Raw genomic sequence first — 21,778 nt, 5'->3', positions numbered from 1 at the left:
CGATGTGGCGATGGGGTGTTTGAGCCCAGCGGCACCATTGGGTTCCCGGGTTGACGGGCATCACCGGCCGCTAAAAACCGTCAATCCCCGCAATACGTAATGTTTCACTCAAGGCCAGGACCTGCGGGTCGCGGAAAAATGCGCTCAGTTGCGCTGCGCGCCCCGGGCCGATGCCGGCTTCTGCCTGCCATTGCTCGATATTTCGTTGTGCCAGTTCCTGCCATGAATCGGCAAGCCGTGCCTGGCCGGTCGGCGGCAAACCCAGGGCTTTGAGCCAGCGAGCGAAAGGGCGTTGCCGGGCGCTGTTGAAACTGTTCAACAGACGAGCGCTGCTGCGTTCGCCGAAGCCGCTAATGTTAGCAAGCTCTTGAGCGTCGAGGGTTAACCAATCCAGCAGGCCATTCAGACGGCCTGTTTCGAAAAGTTTCTCCCAGGTGCCAGGACCGACATGCGGCAACGCCAGTCCCTGCTTGCCGCTGAGCCAGGTCAGTCGGGCGAGGAATTGGCTTTCGCACCCCGGTGTCGGCTGCCAACAACTCAAATGATGAAAGTCCTCCGCCAGCGGTACGCTCAATTCAGCGCGTTGGGTGCTGCGCAGCATGACACCGTCAAGCCTGGGAATGGTCAGGCCTGCCAGGCTGATGGCGACCTGGTCTCCGGGCCGGATATCCAGCGTCTCCCAGCGTTGCAGTGAACTCACACTGACGCGTTTGATCTGCCGGTCATCGAGCATAACCGGTGTCAGTTCCAGTACCGGGGTGATCCGTCCGGTCCGTCCAATCTTGAAGTGGACCTTGCGCACCTCGGCCAAGGCCTGGGCAAAAGGGTATTTCCAGGCGACGCTCCAATAGGGCGGTTTAGCCTGCCAGCGCTCGGCGGGTGGGCGCTGATCCTGGCGCAGGACGATGCCATCACTGGTGAAAGGAAGGGGCGAACGATACCAGTGATCTCTCCAGCGTTCAGCGTCGGCAAATACCTTGATCGAGTGACTGTAAGGTGCGGTGCTCGGGAAACCCAACTCATCCAGGGCCGCGACGCGGGTCGGCAAACTGGCCGGGCCTTGGGGCCAGTCCCAGACAAACAGGCCGATCCCGGCGGCTTGCTCTGTGTTCAACTTCTTACGGGCCATCAAACCGGCCACTGTGGCGCGTGCATTGAGGCTGCCGGCACGGGCCTGTACGTGGTCGGTCAGGCGCCAATAGAGCTCGCCTTGCAGCAGCAGGTCCAGCGGCTGTGGCAATTGTTGGGGGATGGCGGCGATCTGGCGCGCCGAAGCCGTCCAGTCCTGGCCATTTATCCCGTCACCGCGACTGATAGCCTGAGTCAGCAGGCCTTTGCGGTAGATCAGGGTCACCGCCACGCCGTCTATCTTGGGTTGAATCCAGACATCGCTCCGTCCTTTTAGCCAGGCTTCGACGGCGCGACCATCGTGGAGTTTTTCCAGGCCTGTGTGGGCGATGGGGTGGGTGATCGTGCCGCCGGCGGTGCGCAAAGGTTCGGGCGCCAAACCCAGGTCAAAACATTTCCGCCATTCGATCAGTCGCGCGCGGGATTGATCATAGATTTCGTCGGCGACCAGTGAGCGTCCGTTGCGGTGATAGTGGTCGTCCCATAGGTCGATTTGTTTTTGCAGTGCCGTGATTTCGTTCAGGGCGCGTGCGGGTGGCCAGTCGGGGCAATCGGCAGCGTTTGAACTCAGGCAAAGAAAGGTCAGGAAAAAACAGAAAAACAGGCGCAGAAGCATCGTGAGCGTCCTTGCTCAGGGAGAATGCTTTCAAGGTTAGTCAGCTTTCGGGCGTCGGTAGCGAGGATGTTTTTCGGTGTGTTTCGAGGGACAGGAAGATCAAGAGATCGCAGCCTCGTTTCACTCGACAGCTCCTACACAAATCCCTGTAGGAGCTGTCGAGTGAAACGAGGCTGCGATCTTTCAATTATCGCGCAATCGGCATAGGGGACGGCCTTCATAGGCCGTTCCCCTGCCACACCACCCGGCATGCGGGTCCGCACCGGGCGGTTCGAGAGATTGAGGTCAGGAGAGACGCGGTAAACCCGTTCTGTCGAACCACGCTATATCGAGCACTCGGTTGAGTTCAAGAGCGCTATTGCGCCACCAGCAGCGAGAGCTTCCCGCCACTTTGCGAGCAGTAGCCTCACTTGCACCCAACCTGCGCAGCTCTCGATAGATCGTTGAACTACGCCGCCATTGCTTGAGCTGGATTGCTCGTAGTCGGTGTCGTATCCATTCATCTAACTCTCGCCAGATTCTGGGAGTTTGCGACAAGCCGAAATATCCCTTCCAGCCAAGCATGTAGGGCCTTAATCGGTCGACAACTTGTTGCAAGCTGCGGCCACCTGAGCGCCGGGTAAACCAGCGGATGCACTGTTTGAAGCGCTGACGCGCTTTGACCGCTACTGTCCTTTTGACGCCTTGTGGAGAAGCCCAGAACGCGTACCCCAGAAACTTGCGACCAAATACACTCGCCACCGCACTCTTGCTCTCGTTGACGCTCAAGTGCAGCTTTTCATACAGACGCTTGAGCAAGGCCATCACTCGCTGCCCGGCCTTCTTGCTGCGAACATACACATTCGCATCGTCGGCATAGCGCACGAAGCAATGACCTCGACGTTCAAGTTCCCGATCCACTTCGTCCAGCAGCACGTTCGCCAGCAACGGCGACAGCGGGCCGCCTTGCGGCGCCCCGCAGCGGCTTTTCTCGACTACGCCATTGATCTGCGTTCCCGCATCCAGATACGCCCGAATCAGCCGGATAACCGCCCGATCCGCAATCCGCTTGCGTAAACGATCAATCAAAATATCGTGATCGACCCGGTCGAAGAACTTCTCCAGATCAACATCCACCACCACTCTTCGCCCTGAAGACACATGGCGCTGAGCCGCCAAAACAGCATCCTGCGCGCAACGTCCCGGGCGAAAGCCGTAGCTGTGTTCACTGAAAGTCGGATCGAGTTCTGGTTGCAAGACTTGCAGCAACGCTTGTTGGATCAAGCGATCGGTGACCGTTGGAATTCCCAACTCGCGCTGACCGCCGTCAGGTTTGGGGATGACCACACGTCGTACCGGGCTGGGCCGGTAGACGCCTGAAAGAAGCTGTTCGCGAATCGCCGCCCACTGGCTCAGTAGATGTTCGGCGGTCTGTTCAATATCCAGACCATCGACGCCCGCTGCTCCCTTGTTGGCCTTGACCCGCTTCCATGCCCGCTTCAGGTTTTCTCTCGCAAAGGCCCGATCCAGCAGCCCTTGCCCTGCGTTGTCGGATTCATCTTGCGGGCGATTGACCTCGTCGCTGATGGGGCTTCTCACGGTTTCACCGCTCGCGTCCTCACATCCGCCCCGCGTTTGGCAGGCATCTGACTTCCGGTCGTTCGCATCAACATGGCCTATAACGCTTTCTCTCGTTCGGCCCTTCGTCAAAAAAAAAAAAAAGACTACTACGGCCTCTGCTGACTTCTCGCTCCGGCTTGCACCGTCGCCCTTTCAGGCACAAGGCGAGATCTCCCCAGGTAAGAACGCAATCCTTCACCACACAACCGCCGGATTTACGCAACCTGATCCTTGACCACAAGAGCTTCGCGGTTTTATGCCCGCTCGCCCTGATCGGCTTCGCCTTCTATCCGGTTCTTGTACATCGGCTCATGGCTTCGATCCACGCTTCCTCCCCACACTCGGTCGCCCTCATGCAGTTGCGCTTCACTTCGTTCGCTGTGGTCAGCTTACGGCGGGACTTTCACCCACAAGATTGCGCCCATGCTGGGCGCACATAAAAAGCCCCGCACGGCGAACCGTGCAGGGCTTTTGGTACCGCCGGGGAAGTCTTACAGGCCGGCAGCAGCGCGCAAGGAATCGGCGCGGTCGGTCTTTTCCCAAGTGAAGGTGGTGAAAGTGTCTTCGCCCACAGTCTTGGTAGCCGGCGTGCGACCGAAGTGGCCGTACGCAGCGGTTTCCTGGTACATCGGGTGCAGCAGGTCGAGCATGGTGGTGATTGCGTATGGACGCAGGTCGAACACTTCGCGAACCAGTTTGACGATTTTGTCGTCGCTGATTTTGCCAGTGCCGAAGGTGTTCAACGAGATCGAAGTCGGCTGAGCAACACCAATCGCGTAGGAAACCTGAATCTCGCAACGCTCGGCCAGGCCGGCCGCCACGATGTTTTTGGCCACGTAACGACCCGCGTAGGCTGCCGAACGGTCAACTTTCGATGGATCTTTACCGGAGAACGCGCCACCGCCGTGACGGGCCATGCCGCCGTAGCTGTCAACGATGATCTTGCGACCGGTCAGACCGCAGTCGCCTACCGGGCCACCGATGATGAACTGGCCAGTCGGGTTGATGTGGAACTGGGTGTCTTTGGTCAGCAGTTCGGCAGGCAGTACGTGCTTGACGATCAGCTCCATCACGCCTTCGCGCAGGTCTTTGTAGGACACGTCAGGGTTGTGCTGGGTCGACAGTACAACGGCGTCGATACCGACAACCTTGCCGTCTTCGTAACGGCACGTCACTTGCGACTTGGCGTCCGGGCGCAGCCAAGGCAGCAGGCCGGATTTACGGGCTTCGGCCTGGCGCTGAACCAGCTGGTGCGAGAAGGTGATCGGTGCTGGCATCAGCACGTCGGTTTCGTTGCTGGCGTAGCCGAACATCAGGCCCTGGTCGCCGGCGCCCTGATCTTCAGGCTTGGCACGATCGACACCCTGGTTGATGTCGGGGGACTGCTTGCCGATGATGTTCATCACGCCGCAGGTCGCACCGTCGAAGCCGACATTGGAGCTGTTGTAGCCGATGTCGAGAATCACGTTACGGACGATGTCTTCCAGGTCGACCCAGGCCGACGTGGTGACTTCACCTGCGATGATTGCCACGCCGGTTTTTACCAGGGTCTCGCACGCCACGCGGGCGAACTTGTCTTCAGCAATGATGGCGTCCAGCACCGCATCGGAAATCTGGTCGGCGATTTTGTCCGGATGTCCTTCGGACACGGACTCGGAGGTGAAGAGGGAGTATTCGCTCATCTCGATTTTTTCCTGAATTTACCGATGGTGAGTGTCGCCAGCCGGTCGCTGAAAATGGCGGACCTGGATCTGGAAACCATTACGTAAGCCTACATAAAGGCTTTCCCCGGGAACGAGTCCCGCAGCGGTGGCCCAACGGGCCAAATCGTCCTGTTCAAACCCCAACCAGAGATCACCGCAGGCCTCCCTGGCCCAACTCTGGTTGTGGCTACATAACTCTGTCACGAGCAGGCTACCGCCCGGTTGCAGCAAGTCGGCCATGTGCTTGAGTGCTTCGGCCGGCGCGGCGAAATGGTGCAGCACCATGTTCAATACAACGCAGTCAGCCTTGAGGCTGACACCGTTCAATGCATCGGCCAATTGCAGGCTGACGTTAGCCAGCCTTTCACGTTCGCAAACCTGGCGAGCCAGCTCGAGCATCGCCGGGCTGTTGTCCAGCGCCGTGACCTGCGTGAAGCGGCGGGCCAGTTCCGGCAGAAAAGCGCCGTCGCCGGGGCCGACTTCGATGGCCGTGGCGCCTTCGCTGAAACTCAGCTTGTCGAGCAGTGCCACCACGCTTTCGCGGTATTGCGGCAGGCCGGCGATCAAGTCTTGCTGGGCACGAAACTTCTCCGCGACCCGTGAGAAAAAGTCCTGGCTGGCCGCCGCTCGTTGTCCATGGACCTGACCGATCCGCGACTGCACATCGACAGGCAGGGTCAGGTTGTCCACTTCTTCCAATAGAGCGGCATGCAGCTTGCCGCCCAGCAGGTCGGTGTGGGGCAGGGCGCGACGGTAGAAAATCGCGTTGCCTTCACGGCGCGTCGCCACGAGGTCGGCCTGGGCCAATACCTTGAGGTGATGACTCATGCCGGACTGGCCGATGCCAAAAATCTGCGCCAACTCCAGTACGCCAAACGAATCGTTGGCCAGCGCGCGCAATACATTCAGCCGCAGAGGATCGCCGCCGGCCTTGCACAGGGCCGCCAGCTCATCGCAATCGTCATGTTGAATGGAAGGCACACGTAAATTCATAAGGCCAGCAGTCTAGTGACGGTCAGAAAACACCGCAAGAGCAATATCAAAAAGTTTTGATATTGCTCGATAGATGGCACTTCTTGGGGAGAGGGTCACTCTACAAATCGTCAGCGGAAAGGTTTCACCAGGCAAATGCGACTTTATCCACCGGAAAAACGCCCTCAGATGACTATCTGTCATTGCCCCGAGGCGGGTGGGTGAGGGAAAATGCTCGCCTTTTTTCCGTTTCGTTTTATTCACTCTCGATTCAATATCCGCAGGAGAACAGCGATGCCCAGCCGTCGTGAGCGTGCCAACGCCATTCGTGCCCTCAGCATGGATGCCGTGCAAAAAGCCAACAGCGGCCATCCCGGTGCCCCTATGGGTATGGCGGATATCGCCGAAGTACTTTGGCGTGACTACCTGAAGCACAACCCGAGCAATCCATCGTTCGCCGACCGTGACCGCTTCGTGCTGTCCAACGGTCACGGCTCGATGTTGATCTACTCGCTGCTGCACCTGACCGGCTACGATCTGTCGATCGATGACCTGAAGAACTTCCGCCAACTGCACAGCCGCACCCCGGGTCACCCGGAATTGGGCTACACCCCAGGCGTTGAAACCACCACCGGTCCACTGGGCCAAGGCTTGGCCAACGCCGTGGGTTTTGCCCTGGCAGAGAAAGTACTGGCGGCGCAGTTCAACCGTCCGGGCCACAACGTTGTCGACCACCACACCTACGTGTTCCTGGGTGATGGCTGCATGATGGAAGGTATTTCCCACGAAGTCGGCTCCCTGGCCGGTACGTTGGGCCTGGGCAAACTGATCGCCTTCTACGATGACAACGGCATCTCCATCGACGGCGAAGTCGAAGGCTGGTTCACCGATGACACGCCTAAGCGTTTCGAAGCCTACAACTGGCAGGTCATCCGCAACGTCGACGGTCACGACCCTGAAGAGATCAAGATCGCGATCGATACCGCGCGCAAAAGCGATCAGCCAACCCTGATCTGCTGCAAGACCACCATCGGTTTCGGTTCGCCGAACAAGCAAGGCAAAGAAGACTGCCACGGCGCCCCACTGGGTGACGCGGAAATCGCGCTGACCCGCGCTGCGCTGAAATGGAATCACGGCCCGTTCGAAATCCCGGCCAACATTTACGCCGAGTGGGACGCCAAGGAAGCCGGTCGTGCGGCCGAAGCCGAATGGGATCAGCGTTTCGCGGCCTACTCCGCTGCCTTCCCTGAATTGGCCAACGAGCTGGTTCGTCGCCTGAGTGGCGACCTGCCGGAAGACTTCGCTGAAAAAGCCTCGGCTTATATTGCTGAAGTCGCCGCCAAGGGCGAAACCATCGCCAGCCGTAAAGCCAGCCAGAATGCATTGAATGCCTACGGCCCGCTGCTCCCTGAACTGCTGGGCGGCTCGGCTGACCTGGCCGGTTCCAACCTGACCCTGTGGAAAGGTTGCAAAGGCGTGTCGGCTGACGACGCCAGCGGCAACTACGTGTACTACGGCGTTCGCGAATTCGGCATGAGCGCAATCATGAACGGCGTGTCCCTGCACGGCGGCCTGGTGCCGTACGGCGCGACCTTCCTGATGTTCATGGAATACGCCCGCAACGCCGTGCGCATGGCCTCGCTGATGAAGAAGCGCGTGGTGTTCGTCTACACCCACGACTCCATCGGTCTGGGCGAAGACGGCCCGACTCACCAGCCGATCGAGCAACTGACCAGCTTGCGCAGCACGCCGAACCTCGACACCTGGCGTCCTGCCGATGCCGTTGAATCGGCGGTGTGCTGGAAACTGGCTCTGGAACGCAAGGACGGCCCTTCGGCGCTGATCTTCTCGCGTCAGAACCTGCAGCACCAAACCCGCAATGCGTTCCAGATCGCCGACATCGCCCGTGGCGGTTACGTGTTGAAGGACTGCGACGGCGAGCCTGAGTTGATCCTGATCTCCACCGGTTCGGAAGTGGGTCTGGCGGTTCAGGCCTACGACAAGCTGACCGAACAAGGTCGCAAAGTACGTGTTGTTTCGATGCCTTGCACCAGCGTGTTCGATGCTCAGGACGCCGGCTACAAGCAAGCGGTTCTGCCGTTGCAGGTCAGCGCCCGCATCGCCATTGAAGCCGCGCACGCGGACTATTGGTACAAGTACGTGGGCCTGGAAGGCCGCGTGATCGGCATGACCACCTACGGCGAGTCGGCGCCTGCGCCAGCCTTGTTCGAAGAGTTCGGCTTCACCCTGGAAAACATCCTGGGTCAGGCTGAAGAGCTGTTGGAAGACTGATCCAGAAGACGCGGCGTCTGAACCGCCGACTTCGCGAGCAGGCTCGCTCCCACAGGGATCTACATTGCCCATGTGGGAGCGAGCCTGCTCGCGAAAGCGGTGGCTCAGACAACGCTGCAATGACGGATTCACCCAGGTAATCGAGAACCCCATGCCTCAACCGCGTCCTTACAAAGTTGCACTCAACGGCTACGGCCGGATTGGTCGTTGCGTCTTGCGTGCGTTGTTTGAGCGAGGCGATAAGGCCGGGTTTGAAATTGTTGCGATCAACGATCTGGCTGACATGGCCAGCATCGAGTACCTGACACGCTTCGACTCCACTCACGGGCGTTTTCCCGGGGAAGTGAAGGTCGACGGCGATTGTCTGCATATTAATGGCGACTGCGTGAAGGTCCTGCGCAGTGCCACCCCCGAAGGCATCGATTGGGCGTCGTTGGGCGTCGATCTGGTGCTGGAGTGCTCCGGCGCTTACCACACTCGCGAAGACGGCCAGCGTTTCCTCGACGCTGGCGCACCGCGTGTGCTGTTTTCCCAGCCGATGGCCAGCGAGGCGGATGTCGACGCCACCATCGTCTACGGCGTGAACCAGGATTGCCTGACCGGTGATGAGTTGCTGGTGTCCAACGCGTCCTGCACCACCAACTGCGGCGTGCCGCTGTTGCGCCTGCTGGATCAGGCCATTGGTCTGGAATACGTGTCGATCACCACCATTCACTCGGCGATGAACGATCAGCCGGTGATCGACGCCTATCATCACGAAGACTTGCGCCGCACCCGTTCGGCGTTTCAGTCGGTGATTCCGGTGTCCACTGGTCTGGCGCGCGGCATCGAACGCCTGTTACCGGAACTTGCCGGGAGAATTCAGGCCAAAGCCGTGCGGGTGCCGACGGTTAACGTGTCTTGCCTCGACATTACGATGCAGACCGTGAGCGACACCGACGCCACCGAGATCAACCGGATTTTGCGCGAGGCCGCCACCACTGGCCCGCTCAAAGGCCTTCTGGCCTACACCGAGTTGCCTCACGCCAGTTGTGATTTCAATCATGACCCACATTCGGCCATCGTCGATGCCAGTCAGACCCGAGTTTCCGGCCCACGGCTGGTGAACATCCTGGCCTGGTTCGACAACGAATGGGGTTTTGCCAACCGAATGCTGGATGTTGCGGAACACTATCTGCAATCAGCTGGCTCTCCAAAACACTGCTCTCCAAAACAGTAGGAAATGCGACCCATGACCGTGTTGAAGATGACCGACCTCGATCTGCAAGGTAAGCGCGTACTGATCCGCGAAGACCTCAACGTCCCAGTCAAGGACGGTGTTGTCACCAGCGATGCGCGAATCCTGGCCTCGCTGCCGACCATCAAGCTGGCCCTGGAAAAAGGCGCGGCCGTGATGGTCTGCTCGCACCTTGGCCGTCCGACCGAAGGCGAGTTCTCGGCCGAGAACAGCCTCAAGCCAGTCGCTGACTACCTGAGCAAAGCCCTGGGCCGCGAAGTGCCACTGGTGGCTGATTACCTGGGCGGCGTTGACGTGAAGGCCGGCGACATCGTGCTGTTCGAAAACGTACGCTTCAACAAAGGCGAGAAAAAGAACGCTGACGAACTGGCCCAGCAATACGCCGCCCTGTGCGACGTGTTCGTGATGGACGCCTTCGGCACCGCTCACCGCGCCGAGGGTTCGACCCATGGCGTGGCCAAGTTCGCCAAAGTCGCGGCCGCCGGCCCGTTGTTGGCCGCCGAACTGGACGCACTGGGCAAAGCCCTGGGTGCCCCGGCCCAGCCAATGGCTGCCATCGTTGCCGGCTCCAAGGTCTCGACCAAGCTCGACGTGCTGAACAGCCTGAGCCAGATCTGCAACCAGCTGATCGTTGGCGGCGGCATTGCCAACACCTTCCTGGCGGCTGCCGGTCACCCGGTCGGCAAGTCCCTGTACGAGCCGGACCTGCTGGACACCGCTCGCGCCATCGCCGCCAAGGTCAGCGTGCCGCTGCCGGTCGATGTCGTGGTTGCCAAGGAATTCGCTGAAAGCGCCACCGCTACCGTCAAGCTGATCGCTGATGTGGCCGCTGACGACATGATTCTGGACATCGGCCCACAGACCGCGGCGAATTTTGCCGAGCTGCTGAAGTCCTCCAAAACCATCCTGTGGAACGGCCCGGTGGGCGTGTTCGAATTCGACCAGTTCGGTAACGGCACCAAAGTCCTGGCCCAGGCCATCGCAGAAAGCTCGGCGTTCTCCATCGCCGGTGGCGGCGACACCCTGGCCGCTATCGATAAATATGGCGTTGCCGATCAGATCTCCTACATTTCTACCGGCGGCGGTGCGTTCCTCGAGTTCGTCGAAGGCAAGGTGCTGCCGGCCGTTGAAGTCCTGGAAAGCCGGGCCAAGGCCTGAGGTCGTTCATTTGACCAGGCAAAGGAGTGTTCAGATGGTCAAGACGTTAGCGCTGTTGATTGTCGCGGGTATGCTGGCGGCTTGCGGGAGTAACCCGAAAGCCCCGAAAGTACCCGAGACGCCTGAACAGGACAAAGGCTGTTACCAGGCCGACTGGCAGGCGGAAACCAACCCGGTGATCAACAAGCGTTCCGGGCCTGATGGCCTGGACAAATACGAGACACAGACCCCGGCCAAGGAACATGGTTGCCCTTGACGGGTCTGACACTTTACTCAGGGCTGGCGGCGTGCGCTGTCGGTCGAGGAACATGGATGAAAGGTTTTATCGCCGTTACGGCGCTGGCTCTGCTGGCAGGTTGCGCTAATTTGAACCTGTTCAAGCCTGCCGAATCGACGGACAACTGGACCACCTGGACCTGTGACAGCCAGGCCAAAGTGCTCTGGCGCTACACCGACGACAGCCGCAAGGAAGTCGACGTCCGCCTGGGCGGTGCCGACCAGGTCTACCGCTTGAAGCATGAGCCGGGCGCCGAAGGTTCGCTGTACAGCAATGACATGCTGGCGTTTCACATAAAAGGTGAGGAAGGCCTGGTGTACTGGGTCGCCACCAATGATTTGATCGGCCGTGGTTGCAAAACGCAGTAACGCCGCAAGATTGAGGCAACACCGAATTGGCAGGCCGGGCTGACCCCCGATCTGCAATAACTTGAATAGCCGCCGCCGCTACGGCAGGCTGGCACGATTAACGACCCTCAACCGGGAGAGACACACACAATGGCACTTATCAGCATGCGCCAGATGCTGGACCACGCAGCCGAGTACGGCTACGGCGTTCCAGCCTTCAACGTTAACAACCTTGAGCAGATGCGCGCCATCATGGAAGCCGCTGACAAGACTGACTCCCCGGTGATCGTCCAGGCTTCGGCCGGTGCTCGCAAATACGCCGGCGCCCCGTTCCTGCGTCACCTGATCCTGGCAGCCATCGAAGAATTCCCGCACATCCCGGTGTGCATGCACCAGGACCACGGCACTAGCCCTGACGTCTGCCAGCGCTCTATCCAACTGGGCTTCAGCTCGGTGATGATGGACGGTTCCCTGGGCGAAGACGGCAAGACCCCGACCGACTACGACTACAACATCCGCGTGACCCAACAAACCGTGGCCATGGCTCACGCCTGCGGCGTATCGGTAGAAGGCGAGCTGGGCTGCCTGGGTTCGCTGGAAACCGGCATGGCCGGTGAAGAAGACGGCATCGGCGCCGAAGGCGTTCTGGATCACAGCCAAATGCTGACCGACCCGGAAGAAGCCGCTGACTTCGTCAAGCGCACCCAGGTCGACGCACTGGCCATCGCCATCGGCACCAGCCACGGCGCGTACAAGTTCACCAAGCCGCCTACCGGCGACGTGCTGGCCATCGACCGCATCAAAGAAATCCACAAACGCATCCCGAACACCCACCTGGTGATGCACGGTTCTTCTTCGGTTCCGCAAGACTGGCTGGCGATCATCAACCAGTACGGCGGCGACATCAAAGAAACCTACGGCGTACCGGTTGAAGAGATTGTTGAAGGCATCAAGCATGGCGTGCGCAAGGTCAACATTGATACTGACCTGCGTTTGGCTTCCACCGGTGCGATGCGTCGTTTGATGGCTACCAATCCGAGCGAGTTTGATCCGCGTAAATTCTTCGGCGCGACTGTTACTGCCATGCGTGATGTGTGTATTGCACGTTATGAGGCGTTTGGTACTGCTGGTAATGCTTCTAAGATCAAGCCGATCTCGTTGGAAGCGATGTATCAGCGGTATTTGAAGGGTGAGTTGAACGCTAAGGTCAACTAAGCCTGGAACGTTATTACCGGTATTAAAAAAACCCGCAGCGATGCGGGTTTTTTATTGCCTGAAAATTGGCTACTGATTCTTGGGCGTTTCAAATCCGCGCTGCTCAATCACCCGAAACACATCGCTTACATCCTGGATCATGATCCGGGCGATGTTGGTGACGGTGTTGATGTCGTTCTCGGCATAGTCGGGCAAGCTGGTGCAGGCCATCAGGTGCAGGTATTTGAGAACGGCATTGAGGCGTTCGCTGACGCAGTTGTGGAGTTCGCGTAGCGGGGCGTCGCTGTCGATGAGCAGGACGGGGTAGTCGGTGGCGAATTGGGACATGGGGGTGAAGCGGCGGGGCGGGTTGTTCATTGTCATAAGTAAATCTTCCTTATATCGAAAAGAAGAGCTACTGCCGTTCGCTGCGAACCGAATGGGGTGGTAGCTGTGTGCGGGTTCGCAGACCGAGGATACAAGGAACCCGGCAGACCCGAAGGTCTCCCACACACAGCCACCATAAAAAGGAGGACGGGTACTGATGCGCCCCGTCATTTTCGAGGCGCTAGGTTACTACACGTATCGTTAGGGCTGCGAAACCCTATCGCCAACGATGTCAGCGACAGGCCAACTTTAGGCCGCGATTCGGGTAGCCGCAACCGGGCTGTAGGACGCCTTTTCGGTCATGTGGTGAGACGGTTTGGTCTCGTTCGGTGGCGTAGGGGCAATAGAACCGGGCGATGTGGTGTGTCTGAGGAAATTGGGGGGAGGGGTTTGGGCTGCTTCGCAGCCCAGCGGGAGCAAGCTCCCTCGCCACGGTCGGAGGAGTCCTACGAGTTTTCGGAGGCTCAGATCATTTGGTTGTAGCAGCTGTCGAGCGTGCGAGGCTGCGTTCGGCTGCGCAGCAGTCGTAAATCAGACAACGTATTTATTCAGTTAGACCGGATTCACCGGGCTGGCGAGGACTTCGTCCTCGAACGCAGCCTCGCAGGCTCGGCAGCTGCTACGGGGATTTGCGGTATTCTTGGAAACGATAGAAACGCTACTTGTCGTGATCAATATCCAGCTTGCTGAACGTCACTTTCCCGCCTTCGCTGGTGTACCCGGTGTGGTCCTGCACATACACCCCCGCCTTGAAGTACAGCGGCTTGACGCTCCAGGTCTTGCTGATTTCGGTGTCCCACTGGTAGCCCGCCGCACTGATGCCCAACGCTCCGCCCGGGCTCAGGTGGATGAGGTAGGAAAACTCCCGATCCAGTTTCACCCCGGTAGCAATGGTGATTACCCGTCCTTCGCCGTCATCGGGGTGCATGCGCACTTTGGCGACGATGTTGCCCGACTCCGTGCTGGTCGAGTACTGATACTCGAGCTTCACCAGGGGCTTCTGGCTTTCATAGGCGTGAATCTGGCCAATAACGATCTTCCCCGAACTCGGTACCTGATTCACTGCCAGGGTGGCGCGCAGGGTATTGTCGGCGTCCGGGTAGAGCCAGTTTTTCAGGGTGCCATTGCTGTAGGTTTCGCGAAGTTCGGTACGGGGGTACTTCGCATTTTCAGTTTTGGAACCGGTGACCGGGGCCCAGAAAAACAAGGTACCGGTGTCGGAGTGGAAGTATTGATCCTTGAAGCCATCCACCAGTTTTGACGTTTCAACGGTGTACGGCGGATTGCCGACGGGAACACTGAGGTTCCAGGTTGCGAGATCGATCATAGACAAAAGCTTCCACGAATTTTTTACTGCACGCACGTGCCAGAAGCTCTAGCACGCGCCTTGGGGCAATCCTTATAAGCGCAGAAGTTCAATTTGTTAATGCGTAAATGACAAACGGGTGACGTCAAAATCCTGTTAAAAGGCCATCTTTCCCGGTTTTAGGGGCCTGTGGCGCCGACCGTTAGTCGGCAAATGGACGCTTTAGTTAAATGATGGCGTACTGATAGCTTCTGCTTTTGCGGAACCCGGTCTAGAGTGAAGGCTTAGTATTTGTCCGGTTTTCACGAGAAACCGGCCTGACGTCCCGCATAAGAGAAGCAGCATGGAATGCGCGCAACCCACGCCAGCTGAAGGCAGTTCAATCCTTTTAATCGTTGATGATTACCCTGAAAACCTGATCAGCATGCGCGCGTTGTTGCAGCGCCAGGACTGGCAGGTCATGACCGCCGCCTCGGGCTTCGAGGCACTCAGTCTGTTACTCGAACACGATGTCGACCTGGTGCTGCTGGATGTGCAGATGCCGGGCATGGACGGTTTTGAAGTGGCACGCCTGATGCGCGGCAGCCAACGAACCTGCCTCACCCCCATCATTTTCCTCACGGCTAACGAACAGTCCCAGGACGCTGTGATCAAGGGCTATGCGAGCGGCGCGGTGGATTACCTGTTCAAACCGTTCGACCCACAAATTCTCAAGCCCAAAGTCCAGGCGCTGCTCGAGCATCAGCGCAATCGCCGTGCGTTGCAGCGCCTGAGCCACGATCTGGAGGTCGCGCGCGCGTTTAATGCCTCTGTGCTGGACAATGCCGCCGAAGGCATCCTGGTGGTCGGTGAGGACGGTCTGATCCGCTTTGCCAATCCGGCGATGTCGCGGCTGCTCAATGCCACGGTGCAAGACCTGCAAGGCAAAGAGTTCCTGGATTTCCTACAAAATCCGCACATCCCGATCTGGGCCGACTCCGAGCTGTTCGCCGGTTACAAACGCGGCGAAACCTTGCGCCTGCATGATGCATTGCTGCGTACGGCGCCCGGCCAGCAGGTGCCTGTGGCTCTGTCTTGCGCACCGTTGCCCAGCGAACAACATGCGATGGTGGTGACGGTGCTGGACATGTCGGTGGTGCGCCATCTGCATCAGCAACTGGAGTTCCAGGCGGTCACTGACCCATTGACCGGGCTGCTCAATCGTCGCGGCTTTTACCAGACGGCGGAAAACCTGCTGCTTCGTGGCGACCGTTCCGACAGCGCCTGGGTGCTGCTGTATCTGGACCTCGACGGCTTCAAGCGGGTCAACGATTCCCTCGGTCACGATGCCGGCGACCGGGCGCTGCGTTGGGTGTCCGAGCAGTTGAAGGCCTGTCTGCGGCCCTTCGACATTCTGGCGCGCATGGGCGGTGATGAGTTCACTGCTTTGCTGGATCTGGAATTCCCCGAGCAAGCGGCAAAGATTGCCGAGAAACTCATTGAGCGGGTGTCGATCTGTCAGCAGATCGATGGTCTGGATATCGTTTTGGGTGCCAGCATCGGCATTGCGACTTATCCGGATTGCGGTTCCAATCTCGACGGCTTGCTGCGCGCGTCGGACATCGCCATGTACGAAGCCAAGCGCGCCGGCCGTCAGCAATATCGTTTCTACGATCACGAAATGAACGGCCGGGCGCGCTCGCGGCTGATGCTCGAAGAAAGTGTGCGCGCGGCCATCGAGAACCGGGATTTCAATTTGGCCTATCAGCCGCAGGTGGCCATTGCCAGCGGGCAGATTCGTGGCTTCGAGGCGTTGCTGCGCTGGCAGCACCCGAGCGTCGGCGATGTTCCACCGGGGCTGTTTTTGCCGTTGCTGGAAGAGGCACGGTTGATCAGTCGCCTGGGCAGCTGGATCTATCAACAAGTGGCGAGCCAGCGAAAAGCCTGGGAAACCTTGTTTGCCGAGGATCTGGTGTTGGGTGTCAGTTTGAGCAGTACGCAGTTCGGCATGCCCAATCTGGTCACCGAGTTGCGCCAGGTACTGGAGCGTTATGGTTTGCAGGCGCGCCATCTGGAAGTCGAGGTCACAGAAGAGGCCTTGATGCAAAACCCCGAGGAAACTCGCAAACAGCTGCGCCTGCTGCGTAACCTGGGTGTGCGGGTGGCCCTGGATGACTTTGGTTCCGGGCCGTGCTCGCTGTCTCATCTGCGTGATCTGGAGTTGGACACGCTCAAGTTCGACCGGCATTTGATTGCCCGGCTTCTGGAGTCCTCACGCGATGCGGTGCTGGTGCGCAATGTGATCGAGCTGTGCAAGCAGTACGGGATGCTGGTGATTGCCGAAGGGGTGGAAACCGTTGCGCAATATCAGTGGCTGCAAGCCAATGGTTGCGAGTACGTGCAAGGGTTTCTGGTCGCTCGGCCGATGATGGCCGAGGACGTCGGCGACTTTGTTCAGCCGTTCGACTGGAACACGCTGACCGGTTGAATTCGCTACACTGGCGACCTTTTCGTGACTTGTGTTGCCGCCCCAATGACCACGTTGAAATACCTCCAGGCCTATCCCGCAGCACTGCAGGACCAGGTGCGCCAGCTGATCGCCGACGGTCGGCTGGGCGATTACCTGAGCCAGCGTTATCCGGAAAAACACCGGGTACAGAGCGACAAGGCGTTGTACACCTATACGCTGGACCTCAAGCAGGAATACCTGCGTAACGCACCGGCCATCGATAAGGTGTTGTTCGACAACCGCCTGGACCTGACCCACCGCGCCCTCGGCCTGCATACCGCGATATCCCGGGTGCAGGGCGGTAAGCTCAAGGCCAAGAAAGAAATTCGTGTTGCTTCGTTGTTCAAGGAGGCGCCTGCCGAGTTTCTGAAAATGATCGTGGTGCATGAACTGGCGCATTTCAAAGAGTCGGATCACAACAAGGCGTTCTACAAGCTTTGCGAACACATGTTGCCGGGGTATCACCAGGTGGAGTTCGATGTGCGGGTGTACCTGACGTGGCGGGATATGCAATAAAGATCAAGATCAAACGATCGCAGCCTTCGGCAGCTCCTACATTGGAAGGCGTACACCCTGTAGGAGCTGCCGAAGGCTGCGATCTTTTTAAGCCGGGAGTGTTTAGATGGACGTAAGCAAGACCAAGAGCAGCTTCTACCGCCGGTTGTACGTGGCGTACCTGATTGATAGCGGGTTGGCCAGTAGCGTCCCGGCGCTGACCGAAGTGACCGGCATGCCCCGGCGCACGGCTCAGGACACCATCGCGGCATTGGCGGATCTGGATATTGTTTGCGAGTTCGAGCAGGAAGAAGGTGCGCGCAATCATGCCGGGCGTTATCGAATTCGCGAGTGGGGGGCGATTGATCGGGGGTGGATCGAGCGCAATCTTCGGCAGATCAAAGCGGTGCTTGAGTACCCCTGATTGTTGGGTTCGCTTTAGATCGACCCCTCACCCCAGCCCTCCCGAAACGTCGGACCGCCCCAATGGGGACAGGGGGAAAGGGAGCAGATCTTCAAGCCTTTCGAATCCTGAGTTCGACTCGGTAGTTCAAGTCGCCAATTTTCTACATAACACATCGGTCAGTCCCCTCGCCCCTTGGGGAGAGGGTTAGGGTGAGGGGGATTCCAGAGCCTGCCGCAAGTCTCAAACCCGACGCATCCCGATATGCGGAATGCCATCCTCCACGAACTCCTCACCCGCCACCACAAATCCGTATTTAGCGTAATACCCCTGCAAATGCGCCTGGGCCGAGAGGTAGATCGGTACTTCAGGCCAGCGCTTTTCAGCCTGCTTCAACGCCTGTGCCATCAGCTCATGCCCAAGTCCTGTACCGCGCGTTTGAGGGGCGATGATCACCCGCCCGATGACCACGTCGCCACCCTGTAACTCCGGGTCGAGCAACCGCAGGTACGCCACCAACCGATCCCCTTCCCAAGCCATTAAATGGCAGGTGTCACCTTCCAGATCCTGGCCATCGACGTCCTGATAGACGCATTTCTGCTCAACGACAAACACCTCTGCACGTAGCTGCAGAATGGCGTACAGCTGCTCCTTGCCCAGATCGCTGTGGTGTTTGCAGACCCAATCGATTGTCATTTTCACACTCCTTGAACATCGTCGCTCCGATACTAAGCGCCCAGACGAAAGATGTCTTTATGGCAGAGAAATCTGTGACAAAGGCCAAAATGCCATCATTCATTTCGCGCGGCTTTGTCTTCTTTGTGTAATCTGAGGTGAAGCGCTGTGCAGTGGCTTCGATGAGCTAGTGTTAGTACCTGGGTTTGGCAGTACGGGGGCCTTGGAGTTTTGGCTGAAAACACGTCGGGCGTCCCGCCCGCTAAGGATTTTCTAGCATGCCGCGATTGCATCGAGCCTTTGCTTTGATTGGATTGCTGTTGCTGACTCAAGGCGCGGCAGCGGAAAAGCTGCGATTGGTGGCCGATGCCTGGCCGCCCTTTACCGACGCCACGCTGGTCAACGGTGGGTTGGCCACGGACATCGTCAGCACCGCGTTGTCCCGGGCCGGTTATGCCAGTGACTTTGAACAAGTGCCTTGGGCGCGGGCCTTGCTGGGGGTTGGCGAGGGTCGATACGACGTGTTGGTCAACGCCTGGTACACCGACGATCGTACGAAACTTGGCCAGTTTTCCAGCGAATACCTGCTCAACCGTGTGCGCTTTCTCAAGCGCAAAGACACACCGATCGAATACAACAACCTGCAACAACTGCACACCTACCCGATAGCGGTGGTGCGCGGTTACGCCTATTCGCCGGCGTTCGATGACGACGTGTCGCTGCAGAAAGTCCCGGTGCACAGCTTCTCCATGGCGGTGCGCATGGTCGCCGCCGACCGGGTCAAATTGACGCTGGAAGACGAATACGTCGCGCGTTACTACCTGGCCCGGGAGTCATCCAAGGTGCGCAATGCCGTGGAGTTTTTGCCCCAGCCATTGAGCGAGAACAGCCTGCACATCCTGGTCAGCCTGAAGAACCCCCAGCATGAACAGATCGTCGCCGGTTTCGACCGCGAGATCTCGGCGATGAAAGTGGATGGCAGTTATCAGCGGTTGATGGAACAACACGGGATGTGAGCTTTGTGGTGTGGCTGATGGCCCCTTCGCGAGCAGGCTCGCTCCCACAGGATTTAGGTAATCCCTGGGGGAGCGAGCCTGCTCGCGAAGAGGCCCGCCCAGCCACCGCAGATCTCAATCCTCACTCGTTTCCTTGATGAGGTGCGCCGCCAGCGTCCGCAATGGCCCAAGCTGACGGCAGATCAATGCCAATTGCGTCTGCACCAATCGTTGGCCTTCATCGATTTCGTCCGGCATCTGTTCAAGCGTATTGGCCAGTGCCTCTTCCTCATCGCTTTGAATCGCAATCGGCAGTTTGCTCGCCAAGCCTTGGGCAATTTCATCGATGCTGACGGCCAGTCTCACGCCGGCACCGTCGATCAAATGCTCGTGCACGTCGGGCGGTAGCTGGGTTTCCCGGTGTGCGCCCAGTCCGGACAAATAACTGAGCAAGGTGTGCGACAGCACCAGGAAGCGGAAACCGACATCCGCTTCCTTACGGAAATGCCCCGGTTCCATCAGCATGTTGGCGAGCGTCGTCGACAGTGCGGCGTCGGCGTTGTGGGCGTTGCGCCGGGCCAGGCGATACGCCAGGTCGTCGCTTTTGCCAGCGGCGTATTGCTGCATGATCTGGCGCAGGTAAATGCTGTTGCAGGTCAGGGTGTTGGCCAGCACTTTGTTCAGGCGTCGACCCTGCCAGTCCGGCAGGAACAGGAATACCGCCAGCCCGGCGATCAGGCTACCGAGCAAGGTATCGAACAGACGTGGCAGGAACAGCCCGTAACCATCCCCGACCTGGTTGAAGCAGAAGAGCACCATCAAGGTGATCGCGGCCGTCGCCAGGGTGTAGCGGGTGGTGCGGTTGATAAAGAACACCACCCCGGCGGCGATCGCAAAGCATGACTGGACCAAAGGGTTGGGGAACAGATCGAACAATGCCCAGGCCACGGTCAGGCCGATGGCGGTGCCGATGATTCGCTGGCCGAGTTTGCGGCGGGTGGCGCCGTAGTTCGGTTGGCAGACAAACAGCGTGGTGAGGATGATCCAGTAACCCTGAGACGGGTGGATCAAATGCACCATCGCGTAGCCGATGCTCAAGGCCAGGGGCAAACGCAGTGCGTGACGGAACAATAACGAGGTCGGTGTCAGCTGCGTGCGTAACCGAGTCCACACATCTTTGAGGCTACGTGGCGAACGGTCGAGCAGGCTGCTGTCGGTGGCGTCGGCCAGGGCGTCGGGGTTGCTGGCATCGCTGAGCAAACGATCGAGCGTGCCGAGGTTGGCGGCCAATGCCCGCAACGAACGCAGCAATCCGCGCCAGGCCGGGTTGCTCTGAATGCGCAGGTGTTCGAGGGAGGCGTGCAGATCGCTCAGGGCTTCGGCAAAACTCGCGTCATAAACGAACGGCTGGCGCATCTGGATCGACTCGGCTAGCGCACGGCAGGCCTTGCCTTGCTGGCGCAGCAGGCGCTGGCAGCGGAACATCACATCGCTGTGAAAGAAGGCATCGGCCAGGGCGTTGTAAGGGTAGTGCGAGGAGCTGGCGCGCTCGTGGATGTCCTGAGCGAGGAAGTACAGCTTCAGGTAACGGCTGAGTTTCGAGCCGGGTCGACCGTTGCCGACCCGGTGCAGGATGATTTCCTTGGCGGCGTTCAGTGCTGCCACGACTCGGCCGTTTTGCTGCGCCAGTTCCAGTCGACGCGCTTCCACGTCCATCTGCCGGATCGGCTCGAACAGCGACGATTTCAGCTTCAGGTAAAAACCCAGTTCACGGAACAACCGCGCCAGGCTTTGCTGCACGGGCTGATTGGAAAACATCGCCTGCCACAGCACCGAGAGCAAACCGTACCAGGCTGCACCGGCTACCAGCAGCATCGGCTCGTGCCAGAAATCGGTGACTTCGCCGCCGCGCTGGTCCACGCCGATCATGGTGTAGACCGACAGAATCAACGTCGCTGAGGCAATCGCGCCATAGCGCTCACCCAAGGCGCCGAGCATGGTCAGGCCGAAACTGGCCAGGGCCAGGGCGATGACAAAAACGACAGGGTAGGGGAAGAGAAGCTCGACGGAGAGGGCGGCGACGCTGAAACACACCAGCGTCACGGCCAGTGCGTTAAGGCGGCCCTGCCAACTGTCGTCGGTCTCGGCGAGGGCGCTGGCGATGATCCCGAGGAACAGCGGGATCAGCAGCCCCATTTCATCCTTGTACCAACACAGCGCCATGCTGCCGGTCAGGGCGATGAACACCCGCACGCTGTAGCTGAATTTATCCAGCGCCCAGAGGCGACGCAGAGACTGACTAAAGGGGGTCGATGACATGAAGTGCGAGGGCCTTCCGAGGCAATGACGCTAAATTGAGCCAGTAATGACGCCGACGCAATGGCGCCGATCACATCTGACAGCAAAATCTGTTCCTTCCCTGGCGAACATCACCTTGAAATGAAATCCCCTGTAGGAGCTGTCGAGTGAAACGAGGCTGCGATCTTTTGATCTTGTTTTTAAAAAG

At 59.0% G+C, this 21,778-nt stretch carries 18 protein-coding genes; 10 read left to right on the top strand and 8 right to left on the bottom strand.

The genetic code is table 11. From position 1 onward, the window contains the following. Positions 1–70: 70 nt before the first annotated feature. The 4 genes from ligB to ACYZTW_RS31110 all read right to left on the bottom strand — a co-directional run bounded on the left by ligB (position 71) and on the right by ACYZTW_RS31110 (position 6,039). Positions 71–1,744 (bottom strand): NAD-dependent DNA ligase LigB, encoded by a 1,674-nt coding sequence (gene ligB, locus ACYZTW_RS31125; RefSeq protein WP_462003059.1) that lies wholly within the window; start codon positions 1,742–1,744, stop codon positions 71–73. Between the two features lie 285 nt (positions 1,745–2,029). Beyond that, positions 2,030–3,322 (bottom strand): group II intron reverse transcriptase/maturase, encoded by a 1,293-nt coding sequence (ltrA, locus tag ACYZTW_RS31120; RefSeq protein WP_462001131.1) that lies wholly within the window; start codon positions 3,320–3,322, stop codon positions 2,030–2,032. A gap of 512 nt (positions 3,323–3,834) precedes the next feature. Then, the gene (gene metK / locus ACYZTW_RS31115; protein WP_462003058.1) at positions 3,835–5,025 is read right to left on the bottom strand and encodes a methionine adenosyltransferase; all 1,191 of its coding nucleotides are present in this window, start codon (positions 5,023–5,025) and stop codon (positions 3,835–3,837) included. Between the two features lie 18 nt (positions 5,026–5,043). Then, complete coding sequence (locus tag ACYZTW_RS31110) at positions 5,044–6,039, bottom strand: ArsR/SmtB family transcription factor (protein WP_462003057.1); 996 nt, start codon at positions 6,037–6,039, stop codon at positions 5,044–5,046. Positions 6,040–6,312: 273 nt separating this feature from the next. Between ACYZTW_RS31110 and tkt the strand changes: the two genes are divergently transcribed. From tkt to fba, 6 genes are all read left to right on the top strand, one after another. After that, a complete protein-coding gene (tkt, locus tag ACYZTW_RS31105) occupies positions 6,313–8,310 on the top strand; it encodes a transketolase (protein WP_462003056.1) in 1,998 nt (665 codons plus the stop codon). Positions 8,311–8,461: 151 nt separating this feature from the next. Continuing rightward, positions 8,462–9,529: an erythrose-4-phosphate dehydrogenase gene (gene epd / locus ACYZTW_RS31100; RefSeq protein WP_462003055.1), complete on the top strand. Its 1,068-nt coding sequence runs from the start codon at positions 8,462–8,464 to the stop codon at positions 9,527–9,529. 12 nt (positions 9,530–9,541) lie between these two features. After that, positions 9,542–10,705, top strand: a complete 1,164-nt coding sequence (locus ACYZTW_RS31095) for a phosphoglycerate kinase (protein ID WP_033060390.1) — start codon at positions 9,542–9,544, stop codon at positions 10,703–10,705. A 34-nt stretch (positions 10,706–10,739) separates the two neighbouring features. Then, the gene (locus tag ACYZTW_RS31090; protein ID WP_462003054.1) at positions 10,740–10,961 is read left to right on the top strand and encodes a hypothetical protein; all 222 of its coding nucleotides are present in this window, start codon (positions 10,740–10,742) and stop codon (positions 10,959–10,961) included. Between the two features lie 56 nt (positions 10,962–11,017). Continuing rightward, positions 11,018–11,350, top strand: coding sequence for an MliC family protein (locus tag ACYZTW_RS31085; RefSeq protein WP_462003053.1), 333 nt, complete (start codon positions 11,018–11,020; stop codon positions 11,348–11,350). Positions 11,351–11,479: 129 nt separating this feature from the next. Beyond that, a complete protein-coding gene (gene fba / locus ACYZTW_RS31080) occupies positions 11,480–12,544 on the top strand; it encodes a class II fructose-bisphosphate aldolase (protein ID WP_149416425.1) in 1,065 nt (354 codons plus the stop codon). A gap of 69 nt (positions 12,545–12,613) precedes the next feature. On the opposite strand, the gene ACYZTW_RS31075 is transcribed toward fba, so the two are convergent. Both ACYZTW_RS31075 and ACYZTW_RS31070 read right to left on the bottom strand, forming a co-directional pair. Continuing rightward, a complete protein-coding gene (locus ACYZTW_RS31075; RefSeq protein WP_462003052.1) occupies positions 12,614–12,907 on the bottom strand; it encodes a fructose-bisphosphate aldolase in 294 nt (97 codons plus the stop codon). A gap of 661 nt (positions 12,908–13,568) precedes the next feature. Then, positions 13,569–14,237, bottom strand: a complete 669-nt coding sequence (locus tag ACYZTW_RS31070) for a polysaccharide lyase family 7 protein (RefSeq protein ID WP_462003051.1) — start codon at positions 14,235–14,237, stop codon at positions 13,569–13,571. 322 nt (positions 14,238–14,559) lie between these two features. Between ACYZTW_RS31070 and ACYZTW_RS31065 the strand changes: the two genes are divergently transcribed. The 3 genes from ACYZTW_RS31065 to ACYZTW_RS31055 all read left to right on the top strand — a co-directional run bounded on the left by ACYZTW_RS31065 (position 14,560) and on the right by ACYZTW_RS31055 (position 17,623). Beyond that, the gene (locus ACYZTW_RS31065) at positions 14,560–16,683 is read left to right on the top strand and encodes a putative bifunctional diguanylate cyclase/phosphodiesterase (protein ID WP_462003050.1); all 2,124 of its coding nucleotides are present in this window, start codon (positions 14,560–14,562) and stop codon (positions 16,681–16,683) included. A gap of 45 nt (positions 16,684–16,728) precedes the next feature. Continuing rightward, positions 16,729–17,220: a M48 metallopeptidase family protein gene (locus ACYZTW_RS31060; protein ID WP_462003049.1), complete on the top strand. Its 492-nt coding sequence runs from the start codon at positions 16,729–16,731 to the stop codon at positions 17,218–17,220. 106 nt (positions 17,221–17,326) lie between these two features. Then, positions 17,327–17,623: a winged helix-turn-helix domain-containing protein gene (locus tag ACYZTW_RS31055; protein ID WP_007894945.1), complete on the top strand. Its 297-nt coding sequence runs from the start codon at positions 17,327–17,329 to the stop codon at positions 17,621–17,623. Positions 17,624–17,845: 222 nt separating this feature from the next. Here the strand turns inward: ACYZTW_RS31055 and ACYZTW_RS31050 are convergent, their stop codons facing one another. Next, entirely contained in the window at positions 17,846–18,298 is a 453-nt protein-coding gene (locus tag ACYZTW_RS31050; protein ID WP_462003047.1) for a GNAT family N-acetyltransferase, read from the bottom strand. A 257-nt stretch (positions 18,299–18,555) separates the two neighbouring features. On the opposite strand from ACYZTW_RS31050, the gene ACYZTW_RS31045 reads away from it, so the two are divergent. Further along, a complete protein-coding gene (locus tag ACYZTW_RS31045; RefSeq protein ID WP_462003046.1) occupies positions 18,556–19,293 on the top strand; it encodes a substrate-binding periplasmic protein in 738 nt (245 codons plus the stop codon). A gap of 114 nt (positions 19,294–19,407) precedes the next feature. Here the strand turns inward: ACYZTW_RS31045 and yccS are convergent, their stop codons facing one another. Then, a complete protein-coding gene (gene yccS, locus ACYZTW_RS31040; protein WP_462003045.1) occupies positions 19,408–21,591 on the bottom strand; it encodes a YccS family putative transporter in 2,184 nt (727 codons plus the stop codon). Between the last annotated feature and the right edge of the window lie 187 nt (positions 21,592–21,778).

The sequence above is a fragment of the Pseudomonas sp. LB3P25 genome (assembly GCF_054897985.1).
The sequence above is the reverse complement of the archived record's forward strand: the minus strand, read 5'-3'. Positions and strand labels throughout refer to the sequence as shown.